The organism is Photobacterium ganghwense (assembly GCF_003025595.1).
Classification (GTDB): domain Bacteria; phylum Pseudomonadota; class Gammaproteobacteria; order Enterobacterales; family Vibrionaceae; genus Photobacterium; species Photobacterium ganghwense.
Map to the genome: position 1 here is coordinate 511,369 of NZ_PYMI01000004.1, position 14,459 is coordinate 525,827.

Here is a 14,459-nt window from a genome sequence, read left to right on the forward strand (position 1 = left end):
CACAAGGCGGCCTCAGCCCAATACCTATGAAAGGGAGTTTATGCTGGCGGGCCGCCTTTTTTGTTCTGCATAGTTAAATCGGGTTTGGATTTGGGCAGTCTGTGTTGAGGCTATATCTGTATCCTGAGAGAGGATATAACGCCGAATGAACTCATCGATACTGACCGGCGCTCCAAGCAGGAAGCCTTGCAGATAATCCACCCCTTTTCGGCTAAGGTAATCCGCCTGTTCCTGCGTTTCGACACCTTCAGCCACCACTTTCAGGTTCATCCGCAATGCCAAGTCCAGCACATTCTCGACAATATGCCGGGTAATCGCGTTACTGCCAATCAACGAGACAAAGCTCTTATCCACTTTCAGAAAATCGACATGGTAATTTTTCAGTGTTGTCAGACTGGAATAACCGGTGCCAAAATCATCGACCGCAATTTTGACATCGCAATCCGAGAGCGCCTGAAAAAACAACTTGGCTTGCTTTTCATCCTGAATAACCGAACGTTCGGTCAGTTCAATAACCAATTCAATCTGCCGCTCAGCGAATGTGCTCAGAAATTGCTCACAGCGCCGCACAAACGACATATCTTCACAATGGGCTGCACAGATATTAAAGCCAATATGAAATCCTGATGGCAGCAGCTCGCCAAGGCCAAGAAAATCACGTTCAACCTGATCCATCAGCTGCAGGGTCATGGGCTTAACTAACCCGGTTTCTTCCGCCAATGGAATAAAGTTATCCGGCCTGATTGCTCCGAGTTCCGGGTGGTTCCAGCGCGCCAGCACCTCGCCGCCAATCAATGTCCCTTGCGGTGAAAAGATGGGCTGTAAAAAAGGAACAAACTCCTTTTTCTCCAACCCCCTGCGAAGTTCAGCCACCGGAGAGGTCGACTGGCTCAGACGCCAATAAGCCAGGAAAGAAAAAACCGCGCTCACCACCAGATACCAAAAGGCACTGAGGCGGTAATTCCCCAGAGCATAACCAAGAATATAATTATCAGGGATGTAAGCATTTACCTTGTACTCGTACGTTTCAGACGCCAGTGTATCTGATGCTTGAATCGCGCCCCCCCGAGTAATCTCGCCTGACTCAGTCAGCCATTGTCCACCCACTTCAAAGCTCATCAGAATATCCCGGCTGCTGGTATAGCGAAGTATGTTTTCAATGTAATAAATGCTTATGCCAATCAGCACTTCACCTTCGGTCAAGCGATGACGGTAACCCAGAACAGATGCGTTAGGAATGCCTGAATTCACAGGTAATAATTGCAGTGTGTGCTCAGTAAACTGAGCGCTAGTGACTTCGACAGTATTATTGGTGCCAGTCGCGAGTGCCGTATCTCCCCCTTCATACAATGAACTACACATCTGCTGGCCGTCTGTAACCAGATTGATCGTTCTGACATCAGGCACCGTGGCAACCAGGTTTCGCAATATCGGAAGTGCCCGACTACATTCTGCTCCTAGAAGAGGTGCCGCGCTTTCCGCGGCAAATTCAGCATTGGCGATAGTTTTATCAAACACGTAGGTAGCAAGTGACAGATCGACATGCACTTGCTGCCGAACAACTCTTTCAGCCTGTCGAAGCAATTGAAAAATACCCAGCGAGAAACACAGTAACCCGATAAGCAGTGCACAGCCTACACGTGCACATCTGTTTTTAATCAGCGGCTGACAAAGCGTTTTCATTTGTAATAGAAATAGTGATAGAGGTTCGAATCATAACCACATATACCAAATTGGAATACGTCGAGGTTCATTGTTTTAAATGAAACGAAAAGAAACTTACGCCGAATATGAACACCGATTAACAGTGGCATTTAATTGCTAAATATCTTTCACTCCCCAAAACAGCCACAATTAGCATTACGTGTTTTACATTAGCCACTTTAAACAACTCTATTAGATCAGAGGGATATATAATAAATGTTGCTTTTAATTTGATATATGCAGATGTACATCTCAACGTTATCACTTCTGCATCACTCTGATTCCAATGGATACCCTCGAGTTATTGCGATCCGCTGCCACCCGAATATTTCATTGGGGGATAGATAAACTTGCTTTCACCGCCCGCTCAGGCTCATTTCGAAATGGCATTCACATATACGGAAAATTCTGAAATATAACAAAATGATCAAGCTCAACTACCTGTTTACTGTTATTTTCAGTTCACAATCTATTAACCGCGTACTGTTTTTCCATTAGCTATCTGTTTTCTTATTGGCTATGAGATTTTTCATCTGCTATTCAGTGCCATGAATTATTGAGGCTCTATTGTCCAGCTTATTGTTATTTACTGATCTGGTTAACAAATAAATAGTTTTCAATGCAATCTGGAGTCTGAGATTTGTCTTTCCTACGATTATTACGGTTACAATTTGACACAATTATTTCTCTTGCTAAAAATTCGGTGTGGTGATTTACTCATGCTTCCTAAGCAACAGAGGTATTAAAACTCCATGGACGATCCCCTTAGTCGATCGTGTTACTCCCCTGCTTCCACTTTCCTGGAGGCAACAACATGTTAGAACTCTTCATGCAACCCGAAACCTGGGTGGTGTTCGCAACTTTATTTGCTCTTGAACTTGTGCTCGGCGTAGATAACGTTGTTTTTATTTCCGTTTTGTGTGAGCGTTTGCCACTCCATCAACGAAAGATGGCACGTAACCTGGGTATTGCCCTGGCCGTGGCGGCACGAATTGGTCTGGTCTTTTCGATCAGCTGGGTCATGTCGTTAACTCAACCACTCCTGACAGTCGGTGATCTCTCACTAACCGGTCGTGCTTTAATCATGATTGGTGGTGGTGCTTTCCTGCTGGCAAAAAGTGGTAAAGAGCTGTGGTCATGGCTGACACAAGTCGAAACTCACCATTCAACTCATGCGCGAACCGGTATCGTGGTGGTTCTGCTCCAGATCCTCGCCATTGATGCAGTGTTCTCGATGGACTCGGTGATTACCGCCGTCGGTCTGACCAAAGAAGTTCCTATCATGGTGGCAGCCATTGTTTCCTCCGCGATAGTAATGGTCTTGATCGTTGAAAAGGTGAATAAGGTTGTCAACGAGTACCCTGGGTTTAAAACACTGGCACTGATGTTCCTGGTATTGCTGGGTGGCTTGTTAATGGCGGAAGGCTTTAATCTTCATATCAACAAAGGCTATGTCTACTTTGCCATGGCGTTTGGTATGGTGATGGAACTGTGTCATATCCAGCTGAGAAAAAAACAGCTGCAACATGCTAAAGCAATGAGCCAGCACGTTGTTTTGCCAGAAATCAGCCAGAACCGCTTGCTTAATCAATCGTAAGCGGACACGGGGCATAAGAGAAAGGTCTGGTTTGAAACCAGACCTTTTTTAATGGGTATAAACTTCGTCAATTCACTGATGACGTCAGCAGCACAGCTTTATGACGGCTCAAGCTCCCGACTAGGTTGCTTCATTTGCTGCCAGGCAAAACCTTCAGGGTCATGAAGAATCGCCCGCCCGACGGCGGCTAAGTCGAGCCATTGTTGTTCAATCGCGTGATCAATGAAATCGCCCTCTTCGATACCACCCACACCAATCACAGGCACTCCCAAGTCAGCCGCTTTGATGTATGCTGACTCTTCAACCAGATACCCCTGTCCTCGACGTTGTTTAGGTCGGTTCCAGCCGCCAATACCTGAAGACACATCCAGTACATCGAGCCCGGCTTCAATGAAATAACGGCAAGTTTCCAGCATCTGGTTTGGGGTGAGCCCTTCTGGGTATAGATCCTGACCCGGAATACGCGCCATGATTGTCAGGTTAGTGTGTTGTGTGATTCCCTGAATGATTTCCACCATTAATCGGGAGCGATTGCGCTGGTCACCACCGTACTCATCCTCACGTTGATTGGTAATCGGCGAAAGAAACTGATTCAGACCGTAACCATGCGCACAGTGGATTTCGACAAAATCAAACCCCGCTTTTTCTGCACGTATTGCGGCCTCAATGAATCGCGTTTTCCACAGCTCCACATCTTCACGAGTCATCGCTCTCGGCTTTTCCAGCACCCGATCATACGCAGGCACTGTGATGCCGGATGGCCCCATCAGATCGCTGCAAATGACTCTGGGTGCTTTCCCGCCACAGTGGGTTAACTGCAACCCCACCAGCGTACCCTGCTGTTTAATAACATTGGCAATCTCACTCAGCCCTGGCAGGCAGGCATCACTGTGTGCGCCAAGCTGATTGGTTTCACTGCGGCCTGAGAGGTCCACAAACGAGTATTCCACCATCAACAAGCCAGGATTTGCCTTGGCCAGATTCGCATAATGGCGAAGCGTCTGCTCGGTTGCCAACCCTTCCACATTGGCGGTTTGCGATGCCATAGGAGGCACGACAAGTCTGTTTTTCAGGTGCTTACCTGACACTGTTAACGGCGTAAATCGGTTCACTTCTGCTGCCCTGATTGTGTCTTTGGGTTTTTATTGTATATTGACCTTTGACTACAATTAAGAAACACAAAACCAACAAGTGTTTCCACTTTGGAATCATTATGAAAATTGAAGACTTGCACCTGTTTGTCGAAGTCGCGAAAGAAGCCAGCTTACGAAATGCCGCAGTTCGGCTTTCCATGCAACCGGGGACACTGTCAAAAGCCATTAAAAGAATCGAAGACTATTATCAACATGAACTGTTTGACCGCACAGGTCATGGCTGGCAACTTACCCCAGCCGGAAAGTTACTGCGTGAACGCGCTGTCGAGCTACTGGGAATCCATGAAAAAATCGAATTTGAACTGGGTAACCCGAGGCGCTGTCACGTCAGAGTATCTGGGCCGGCGGGAGTGCTCGCCCATTATCTGCCGACAGTGGTAAACCGGTTAAGCACACATCAGGCCGATCACAGCCTCGACATAAAAATTGCGCCCGATCTGTCACCCTTACTGAAACATCAGGTGGACATTGCCCTGACAACAACACTGGCGGGCCAATCTGTTGTGCTACCCTCCATCTACAGCGAGAAAATCTGTGACGTCCCCTTTGTGATTGTTGCCAGCAAACATCACCCTCTCGCCATTCATGTTGCCACTCACTCTCAGCCGATTGATATCCAAACAGTCTTAACCCATCCGTTTATTGTTCCTTCCCATCCGGTGTACGGACATACTGTCGAAAACAGCAGTGAAGACGGGTGGTTTGATTCAGAATTTAAGCGCAAAATTACCGCAAGAGTGGATGATATATCGACGCTGATCGCCCTGGTGAACACTCAACCCTGGTTAGCATATATGCCGCAATATTTAGCGGAGCATGAACAACTCCCGATTATTACGACCCGAGGCTGTCCGTACGCTTGCGTACAGTCAATTTGGTTGTGCCGCCAGAAGAATGTGCAGTATCACTGGATTCACCAGCTCTTTCAGGAAGAGGATTAAGAAGGCAGCATGGATATAACCTGTCTGTACTAAAAAGAAACCCCTTTGCAGGGGCTGCTCATATTGTCTTCCAGTGATACATCGAGCAAAGGCTAGGTTAGGTCAGGTAGAACACGGCATGTTGCTGAGTGCTGTTTTAAATCACGGCCTTTGAAAAAGGCCAGCTCAATCGCATTGATTGACTAAACAATATTTATCTATTTTTTCATAACGTTAACGGTAAAAAGAGTATCTTTCCTATGCCACCACATGCAATACCCATTTAGAACTAGAAGGCGTGTACCAGATCATAAAACATGCGTATTCAGAATAGTGGTGAGACTTAGGCCACTCAACGGATCCTTCCCTCAACCCAAGCCATCAAAAAGCCTATTTGCAATAACCGTTAAGAGTGTCACGCCAGCAATATAACGCTATGCATGGTCATATAATAAATGGTTATATCAATAGCTGGATTTATACCTAAACAAAGAGAATAATCCTCTCCTTCACTCACACCTACTCACTAGCGTACCCGCTCGTTAATCGCTTTAGTTATTTTTGGTTATCACTATGAACAAAAAACAGGCACTGCTTGCCAGTCTCATCACCCTCAGTTCGCTCACCCTTGGCGCGGTTTTCCTTGAAAATACATCGCTGTTTTTACGTCTGTTGTTCGGTCTGAGTCTTGGATTTGCGTTAACCAAAGGTTCCATTGGCTTTGCCGGCAGTGTGAACCGCGCTTACCGACGTGGCTCGACACAACTCCTGCAAACCCTGATGTTCATGTTCGTCGTCACTGCAATTATCAATGCCGGTTTGTTGTTCAATGCAAACGTCGCGGATTACGATTTATGGGTGAACCCTATCAACCTGGGGCTGATGCTGGGTGGCGTCATGTTTGGTGCCGGTATGAGCTTCTCGAGCTGCTGTGCAACCGGTGTGATGGTTGAGATGGTGAGCGATGTGCCAAGGGCGTTAACCACCCTGATCTTTTTCGCTGCCGGGGTGTTTCTGGGCTTTCCGTTGCAAGCGACTCAGTCGTGGATCACCACAACGGCCATCTCGACACCTAGCTTTGCCGGGAAAGGGGTATATATGCCGGATCTGTTCACCTGGGGACCGTTAAACGGCTACTTCATGTCAGTGATAACCACCATTGTTCTGGCCTCTGTCGTTGGTTACTTAGCGAAAATGTACCAGAACTACCGCCATGCTAACGGTACCTTCCTGGGTGTTGACGGCGAAATTGCCCGCCAAAACCTGGCCAACAACGATAAACCCCAGCATTTTTCGCTGTTTAGCGCAGAGACATATCGCCGCTGGTTCGGCAACATCTGGGAAATGAAAACCGCAGCACTGGTGATTGCGCTGATCTTCGGCATCATGATGGTTTCGACCGGGGCCGGTTGGGGAGCCTCTACCCCCTTTGGAATCTGGTTTGGTAAAGGCTTGATGGCACTGGGAGTGAGCGCAGAGACAATCGCCGACTTTACCCACCGCCCAGCTGAGATGTTTACCACGCCTTTTTTCAGCCACAGTATTTCTGTTCAGAACCTGGCCATTATGCTGGGCACTTTAATCGCGGTGCTGTTTCTGGGCAATTTCTCTTTCTCGTTCCAGCTCAACCATTCTGCGAAACAATTTGCCCTGTTCGCGCTGGGCGGTCTACTGATGGGACTGGGCACTCGCCTTGCCAACGGCTGTAATGTCGGTGCTTTGTTTACACCGATCGCGAACTTCTCACTCTCTGGCTGGGTGTACCTGCCGTTTTTGATTCTTGGCGGTATTCTGGGGAACACGTTTCACCGAGTGGTCATCCGATAACTGGCGAAACAGCAAAATGCAGTAAGACGAGAAAGAAGAAAAAGGCAGTGAAAACTGCCTTTATCCGTCAATGATGATGATCGCTTTCTGGCACAGCGCCATCGGTGCTTCTACACCACGGTTAGACGCACATCGACATTGTTGCGTGTTGCATTTGAGTATGGGCAAACGATGTGCGCCTTATCGACCAACTCCCGCACCAACGCTTTATCCATACCGGGGACATTGACCCGTAATTCCACCTCAATACAGAACCCCTGAGGGATCGGGCCGATTCCCACTAACCCTTCAATGGAGGTGGATGCTGGCAGACTGACTTTCTGATTAGCCGCTACCAGCTTCAGCGCACCGGTAAAACAGGCGGCGTAACCTGCCGCAAATAACTGCTCAGGATTGGTGCCCTCACCACCCGCGCCCCCCAACTCCTTCGGGGTGGATAAATGCAGATCAATCTTGTTATCAGCGGACGTCGCATGGCCATCACGGCCACCAGTGACTGACGCTTGTGCGGTGTACAGAACTTTATCCAATGACATGCTTCACACTCCTTGATCGAATAAACCAACGGGGATAACTGGTTCCAAGTATAGGCAACAATCTCACTGCAACCATTTCCTGGTCAATTTTCCCGCTTCCCTTGCATGACTGCGTGACTGCATAACGCCATGACTGCATGACTGGCCGGTTACAACGCCTTTGGCCTGCCCATGTCGCCAAGTCGGTAATCACACACGCCGTCTGGGAAGATTTGTTGCAGTTCATCCATTTTTGCCGAAACATCCCAGTCGCCGTACATCCCCTGCGCTGCCGCAACGTCAACCGGAATGGTATAACACTTAAAAATGCTTCCTTCCCACGGCGCACCGGCCTTTATCCGGCTGTTGCTGTACATAGGATAATGTTGTGTGCAGCTTCCTTTTTCCTTCTGATTCCATTCCCCATCAAAGACGCCGTTTCCGGCAGCCATGATGTTCCCCTCCTGATCAAAACAGGTATCCTGGGCAACATTGGGCCGGGCGATACTGACCCTGTCTTCATAAGGCAGATTCTCCGGCAACTTATGCATATTCGTCAGCCATTGATCCATCACCTCATACGCTTTTTCTGTCGGGTTGTAATGTTTATCGGCAATCCAGATCACATGATTACGATAGGTTTTCTGGTCGTTGAGTATACGCAGCCGGCTGACAAACGAAGCGGATGTATGATGCATATTGAGTTCATCTTCCAGATAATGCCGGACATCCAGAATCGGCAGATTAATGCGGCCAATAAATACCTGACCATATTCATACGCTTTGTTCATAGCGACCAAAGACCCCGCCTGACGTTTAGCCAGCGCCCCGTCAAGCTTCGTGATGTTCTGGTTTCCCCAGATTGACAGCCAGAGAGGCGGAATACTGGAGCCAAGGCTGAGCATGCGCTCCGGCTCCATCTGGGAAGGCGCTTTCCAGGCTCCGATCCGCTTGTTGAGATCAATAAAATCATCCAGCGAAATCTGGTGACTGAGCAGCGCCTGTAGCCCGTACTGCACGCCAACGTTATCCCAGGTGGTTTGCCCGAAACCGTGCTCATCCTGGCCATACACGTTCACCATGTCCTGCCAGTAGCTCCAGTTGACCTTGCCGACCACAGAGTGGTGAAAGAAAGGCTTGATAAAACCTTGTCGCGGATTGTGAATATAGCTGCTCAACCCGAGATAACCGTTAATACACTCATTGTTCCCTTTCGGAAACTCTGGTAATTCCCCGCGCGCCAGCTGATTGACCGGCAACAGCCAGCCATATTTCTGCTCGGCTCCGCTGATAGCCCGCAGCCCCTCAATATTCTGGCGCTGATGCCAGTCCTGCCAGTGATCTTTGTTATAGGATCGGAACGTGAAATAGTTATTCAGCAGATCGCAATCCAGCGCATAAATTGAAACGCTGACCATATCCGGGTACGAATACAGCGGAATCAGACCGTCAAGAATACCCTGGCTGTTCTGCCCGATGAGGTACTGCGCCAGTCCGCCTCCCGACCCACCAATACCGACGGTATACAATGGCTCGCCAAACAGAGTGACGAACTGGGTTTTAACCCGTCTGGCCGTATCTTCTGCCAGCAGCATGTTATAGCCATAACTGGTTTTATTACCGCTTGAGCTGACAACCGCGTACCCTTTTCTTAATTGCTCCAGCTCTTTGTTCACCAGACGGTGAAACTTAATTCGCCCCTGCCGGAAACCGATTCCCGAGCCCCCTTCGAAGTGATAAATCAGCCGGTTATTCCACAATGACGCACCATTCTGCACACCAATTTCTTCCGGTGAAATCGGCATTGCAATTGCGTAGACATAGCGATTGATAGTGCCCTGCTCTACCCGTACCAACAACGCATCATCGGCGATCGGCGCTTGTCTGAGCTCTTCTTCCGTCATGGGTTGAATGTCGTTATCCGCATCAACCAGAAAGTAAAGCAGCTGAGTTTTGGCCGCACAATCTTTCGAGTAGCCCACCAGCTTAGTGCCATCCTGACTGTCATACACCGGGACACCCAGCCCTTTCTGATTATCCACCAGCGGCTGTCCCATCCCGGAGTCCAGCGTCATGCAGAAAAAGGGGTACTGATTGGGCCCGGAATACAGCGACGTAACAGGGCCAACCTCACCGATTTTAATAGGGAATGGATAGGTTTCGGCCGGTCTTGGCGTTTCACTGATATGGTGTTTCACATCAAGCAGATAGCTTTTTTCCGGCGTAGCGATGGCTTTCACCTGCCGGGCAATCAGGTTGTCTTGTCCGGACATTTGCCCAACAACAATGATCGCGGCTAACAGACAAGCCAGTACAATAATGATTCTCTTCATAAGAACATGCCTATTTCGACACCTTATCAAAGAGTGTAGCGAAACTGGGCATTCATATTCCTAAGACTTGAGCACGCAGATATGACTGAATAAACAGAGAGAACTGGTTTTTTATCAGGAGGAAATAACAATTCGACGATTTATAACGTCCAGTTATTCAGTCAGGCAAGATGCCAGAAACTAACCCTATGAACGGAAAGAGTTTATTGAATAGATCATCAATTGCAGCCCGGAGATATTGGCATTACTCTTATTTTTGATATGTGCCGGTTGTTTGCAGGATGCAAGGCAGTGAGCACACTCGTTAAGTCAGGTTCAGGGAATGAACCGTTACATCCACAGGAAGGAAACATTGAAAATATTCGGATTTGATCTTCGCGCCCTTGAGGTTTTTGTCACCACCGCCCAGACCGGCAACATGACCCTGGCTGCCAACCAGCTACGGCTGACTCAGTCTTCCGTATCACAAACTATCTCGACTTTAGAGAGCAACCTGAATGTCGAATTGCTGGATCGCACCGTGCGCCCGATTGAGCTAACCGTAGCCGGTCGCTACTTTTATGATCAATCCTGCCATTTACTCTCTCAGGCAGAAAAAACCCACCATGTAATGTCCAAAGGTGACTTTCAGAAATTGCATCTGCTTCGGATCGCTATGGTCGATTCGCTGGCCACCTCGCTGGGCGCCCCGTTGGTGGATGTGATTAAGCGCCACACCGAAAGCTGGACAATCAGCACCGGACGCTCTCACATGCACGCTCAGGCCTTATTGTCCCGGAATGTCGATATCATTATTTCTGATGATGCGCTGGAGGATAACGAATTTCTCAGCCGCCACCGGATTTTACGGGAACCCTTTATTCTGGTTATCCCCCGCCGAGAAACCCGCCGGTTTGCCTCTTTCCAGCAACTGATCCGTGAACTCGACTTTGTCCGTTACACCAGTGATTCCCTGATTGGAACAACCATCGAACGGTACCTGCGCAGGCAAGGCGTGTCGGCACCAATCCGCATGCAGCTGGACAATACCTTCGCACTCCTTTCTAGTGTCGCTGCCGGTCTGGGCTGGACTATCACTACCCCGCTCTGCCTGTTTCAGAGCGGCTTATTCCGCGATCAACTCACCTGCCTGCCTTTGCCCTCAGATGAACCCTTACAACGAAATCTGACTCTGGTCAGCCGTCATAACGAGCTGGGTAATCTGCCACAGATTCTGGCCGCTGACAGTCGCCAAGTTATGCATGACAAATTCCTGCCGAATGTGCTGCGTGAACTGCCCTGGCTCGAAAAAGACTTACACGTCGGCTAAACCCAACAAGTTTGCGTGGGAGAAGCCGTCCACGCCGTACTATTAGAGAAACTTATACTCTACTGTTAGCGGAACTGATTCTTGTTGCGGACTGATAAAAATCGCCACTATGTTAACAACATGTAACAAAAAGTACGAATGACTTTATCAACCCGTTCATAAGGAAATGTTATGTCTGACAGCAACCATCAAGCAGTCAAGAGTAATGCCGTTTCTGACGATTACCTGAGTAAGCGTCAACTGAAGAAAGGGGTCGCAGGCTGGATTTTATTAGCCAGCCTGGGCGTGTCATATGTGATCTCCGGAGACTTCGCCGGGTGGAACTTTGGCCTTGAACAAGCCGGCTTCGGGGGCATGTTCATTGCGACCCTGATCATGGGCCTGATGTACATCTGCCTGGTACTGAGCCTGGCCGAACTGTCCTCCTCCATTCCGACGGCCGGTGGTGGTTACAGCTTCGCCCGCCGCGCTTTAGGTCCGCTGGGCGGCTTTCTGACCGGCACCGCGATCTTGCTGGAATATGCCATCGCCCCTGCGGCTATCGCGATTTTCATCGGTGGGTACGTTAACGAGCTAATTGGTATCGACGGCCCTGTCGTTTATGCCGCTTTCTACTGCGTGTTCGTCGGCATCCACCTCTGGGGAGCCGGAGAAGCCTTGCGCATTATGATGGTGATCACCGCGCTTGCTGTCGTTGCAGTGATTGTTTTTGCTGTGGGTATGCTGCCTCATTTTGATGTTAATAACCTTTTCACTATCGCAGCAAACCCGGAAGCAGCAGGGGCGAGCAGCTTCCTGCCGGAAGGCTATGTCGGCATCTGGGCGGCATTGCCATTTGCCATGTGGCTATTCCTGGCGGTCGAAGGGGTTCCCCTTGCCGCAGAAGAAGCGACCAACCCGGCGAAAGACATGCCACGCGGTATTATCGCCTCCATGCTGGTACTGCTGGTGTTCGCTGCGCTGGTCTTGTTCCTGGTACCGGGTGGTGCCGGTGCTGAAGCCATGAAATCACACAGCGCACCTTTGGTTGGGGCTCTGCTGGCTGTTCACGGCACCGATTCACTGGCCGCCAAGTTCGTCAACATCGTCGGCCTGTTTGGTTTAATTGCCAGTTTCTTCTCCATTATTTACGCCTATTCCCGCCAGGTGTTTGCCTTGTCTCGCGCTGGCTACCTGCCCCGCTTCCTGTCCTTGTCCGGTGAACGAAAAGTACCGGTTTACGCTCTGATAGTACCGGGCGTGCTGGGTTTCCTGCTGTCATTATCCGGCGAAGGGGATCTGATGATCACCATGGCGGTTTTTGGCGCTACGGTTTCCTACGCCCTGATGAGCTTGTCTCACATCATCCTGCGCCAAAAAGAACCGCAATTGGAGCGCCCTTACAAAACACCAGGCGGCACCCTGACTTCCGGCATTGCGCTGGTACTGTCTCTGGTCGCACTGGCATCGACGTTCGTGGTCAGTACCCAAGCCGCCTTGTGGTCAGCCCTGTTCTACGTCGTGATGCTCACGTACTTCCTGCTTTACAGCCGACACCGCATTGTTGCCAATGCCCCTGAAGAAGAATTTGCCCTGATTTCAAGCGCAGAGTCTGAACTCAGCTAATACTTTTCTTATAACAATCAAACTGATAAGGACGGATATCACAAAACACACCGTGCTGCCGTCCTTGCAAACACAACATAACCTACAGGCTCAGGAAAGAGCCCTCCGGATGAGAGGTATACATGGAACCAAGAAATGTTAAAACAATCGCTGATGCAATGGCTATCGTGGAAGAGCGTTCGCTGACGCACATTAAGGTTGGGCTGTTTGATAATGACGGCATCATGCGCGGCAAATACATGTCGAAATCGAAATTCTTTTCCTCCCTTGAAAACGGATTTGCTTTTTGTGACGTCGTACTAGGTTGGGATTCCAAAGATCAGCTGTACGACAACACTCGCTACACCGGTTGGCACACCGGCTATCCCGATGCCCCAGTGCGCATCCTGCCCCACACCTGCCGGGAAGTGCATGGCGAAGAGGGAATGCTGCTGTTTATTGCCGAGTTTGACGGTGAAGCAGAAAAAGTCTGCCCGCGTGGGGCGTTGCGCCGAACACTGCAAAAAGCCGACGCAATGGGGTTCGATGTGTTTGCGGCTCTGGAATACGAATTCTTTATGTTCAACGAAACCCCACATTCCGCCCGAGAGAAAGGATTTAGAAACCTGGAAACCATTACTCCAGACTGGTTCGGCTATTCGATGATCCGCAATTCGGTACACTCCGGGTTGTATCAGGACATCTTGCAGATGAGTGAGCAGATGGATTTCCCAATTGAGGGCATCCACTCTGAAACCGGACCGGGCGTGCTGGAAGCCGCGATGGCGGTGGATGCGGCGGAAGCCGCCGCAGATAAAGCAGCCCTGTTCAAAACCTTTATGAAAGTGCTGGCACAAAAGCGCGACCTGCTGGCAACGTTTATGGCCAAATGGTCGGGCGACTACCCGGGACAAAGCGGTCACATCCATGTCTCGCTGAAAAATAAAGATGGCTCATCTGCGTTTTTTGACAGCAGCCAGACCCACTCCATGAGCAAAATTCAGCGTCATTTTCTGGCCGGTCAGCAACGCCTGATGCCAGAGTTTCTCTGCCTCATTGCCCCGACAATTAACAGCTATACTCGAATGATTCCCGGGTTCTGGGCCCCCACCCACGCCACCTGGGGGGTGGAAAACCGCACCACAGCGCTACGCGTGATCCCTGGATCTGAGAAATCACAACGCATCGAGCACCGCCTGGGCGCCGCCGATGCCAATCCTTACCTGTCGCTGGCCGCGGCTGTCGCTTCCGGTTTATACGGCATCATGCAGGAGTGGGAACCGTATGAGCAAGTAAAAGGCAACGCTTATGATCAGCAGCATGCACCGGAGCTTGAGCTTCCCCGCACCCTGTGGGATGCCGCCCAGCGCTTCAAGCAATCGGAAGCCGCCCGCACCATGTTCGGTGATGAGTTTGTCGATCACTTCGCTGCCAGCCGCGAATGGGAAGAGCGTGAATTCAGAAAACACGTGACCGACTGGGAAATGGATCGCTACTTTGAAATCATCTAGGGAAG

10 protein-coding genes are annotated in these 14,459 nt (G+C 49.8%); 6 read left to right on the forward strand and 4 right to left on the reverse strand.

Going from position 1 to position 14,459, the window contains the following annotated elements:
- Nucleotides 1–24: 24 nt before the first annotated feature.
- A complete protein-coding gene (locus C9I92_RS16705; RefSeq protein WP_170108376.1) occupies nucleotides 25–1,584 on the reverse strand; it encodes an EAL domain-containing protein in 1,560 nt (519 codons plus the stop codon).
- A 934-nt stretch (nucleotides 1,585–2,518) separates the two neighbouring features.
- On the opposite strand from C9I92_RS16705, the gene C9I92_RS16710 reads away from it, so the two are divergent.
- Nucleotides 2,519–3,301 carry a TerC family protein gene (locus C9I92_RS16710; protein WP_047886113.1) on the forward strand — a complete coding sequence of 261 codons (783 nt, stop codon included), beginning with the start codon at nucleotides 2,519–2,521 and terminating at the stop codon, nucleotides 3,299–3,301.
- Between the two features lie 98 nt (nucleotides 3,302–3,399).
- Here C9I92_RS16710 and C9I92_RS16715 read toward each other — a convergent pair whose 3' ends face one another.
- Nucleotides 3,400–4,413, reverse strand: coding sequence for an NADH:flavin oxidoreductase (locus tag C9I92_RS16715; RefSeq protein ID WP_047886114.1), 1,014 nt, complete (start codon nucleotides 4,411–4,413; stop codon nucleotides 3,400–3,402).
- 101 nt (nucleotides 4,414–4,514) lie between these two features.
- On the opposite strand from C9I92_RS16715, the gene C9I92_RS16720 reads away from it, so the two are divergent.
- Complete coding sequence (locus tag C9I92_RS16720; protein WP_047886115.1) at nucleotides 4,515–5,396, forward strand: LysR family transcriptional regulator; 882 nt, start codon at nucleotides 4,515–4,517, stop codon at nucleotides 5,394–5,396.
- 552 nt (nucleotides 5,397–5,948) lie between these two features.
- Nucleotides 5,949–7,202 carry a YeeE/YedE family protein gene (locus C9I92_RS16725; RefSeq protein ID WP_047886116.1) on the forward strand — a complete coding sequence of 418 codons (1,254 nt, stop codon included), beginning with the start codon at nucleotides 5,949–5,951 and terminating at the stop codon, nucleotides 7,200–7,202.
- A gap of 110 nt (nucleotides 7,203–7,312) precedes the next feature.
- Here the strand turns inward: C9I92_RS16725 and C9I92_RS16730 are convergent, their stop codons facing one another.
- Both C9I92_RS16730 and C9I92_RS16735 read right to left on the reverse strand, forming a co-directional pair.
- Entirely contained in the window at nucleotides 7,313–7,738 is a 426-nt protein-coding gene (locus C9I92_RS16730; protein WP_047886117.1) for an organic hydroperoxide resistance protein, read from the reverse strand.
- Nucleotides 7,739–7,887: 149 nt separating this feature from the next.
- Nucleotides 7,888–10,050 carry a DUF6351 family protein gene (locus C9I92_RS16735; protein WP_047886118.1) on the reverse strand — a complete coding sequence of 721 codons (2,163 nt, stop codon included), beginning with the start codon at nucleotides 10,048–10,050 and terminating at the stop codon, nucleotides 7,888–7,890.
- 352 nt (nucleotides 10,051–10,402) lie between these two features.
- Between C9I92_RS16735 and C9I92_RS16740 the strand changes: the two genes are divergently transcribed.
- The 3 genes from C9I92_RS16740 to C9I92_RS16750 all read left to right on the forward strand — a co-directional run bounded on the left by C9I92_RS16740 (nucleotide 10,403) and on the right by C9I92_RS16750 (nucleotide 14,454).
- The gene (locus C9I92_RS16740) at nucleotides 10,403–11,359 is read left to right on the forward strand and encodes a LysR family transcriptional regulator (RefSeq protein WP_047886386.1); all 957 of its coding nucleotides are present in this window, start codon (nucleotides 10,403–10,405) and stop codon (nucleotides 11,357–11,359) included.
- A gap of 171 nt (nucleotides 11,360–11,530) precedes the next feature.
- Nucleotides 11,531–12,964, forward strand: coding sequence for an ethanolamine permease (gene eat, locus C9I92_RS16745; protein ID WP_047886119.1), 1,434 nt, complete (start codon nucleotides 11,531–11,533; stop codon nucleotides 12,962–12,964).
- A gap of 122 nt (nucleotides 12,965–13,086) precedes the next feature.
- Nucleotides 13,087–14,454 (forward strand): glutamine synthetase family protein, encoded by a 1,368-nt coding sequence (locus C9I92_RS16750; protein WP_047886120.1) that lies wholly within the window; start codon nucleotides 13,087–13,089, stop codon nucleotides 14,452–14,454.
- Nucleotides 14,455–14,459 lie beyond the last annotated feature (5 nt).

Bases quoted from the DNA above. Each gene is read 5' to 3' on its own strand.
- C9I92_RS16725 (WP_047886116.1), top strand. From the start codon at position 5,949: ATGAACAAAAAACAGGCACTGCTTGCCAGTCTCATCACCCTCAGTTCG.
- C9I92_RS16710 (WP_047886113.1), top strand. From the start codon at position 2,519: ATGTTAGAACTCTTCATGCAACCCGAAACCTGGGTGGTGTTCGCAACT.
- C9I92_RS16735 (WP_047886118.1), bottom strand. From the start codon at position 10,050: ATGAAGAGAATCATTATTGTACTGGCTTGTCTGTTAGCCGCGATCATT.
- C9I92_RS16750 (WP_047886120.1), top strand. From the start codon at position 13,087: ATGGAACCAAGAAATGTTAAAACAATCGCTGATGCAATGGCTATCGTG.
- eat (WP_047886119.1), top strand. From the start codon at position 11,531: ATGTCTGACAGCAACCATCAAGCAGTCAAGAGTAATGCCGTTTCTGAC.
- C9I92_RS16720 (WP_047886115.1), top strand. From the start codon at position 4,515: ATGAAAATTGAAGACTTGCACCTGTTTGTCGAAGTCGCGAAAGAAGCC.
- C9I92_RS16730 (WP_047886117.1), bottom strand. From the start codon at position 7,738: ATGTCATTGGATAAAGTTCTGTACACCGCACAAGCGTCAGTCACTGGT.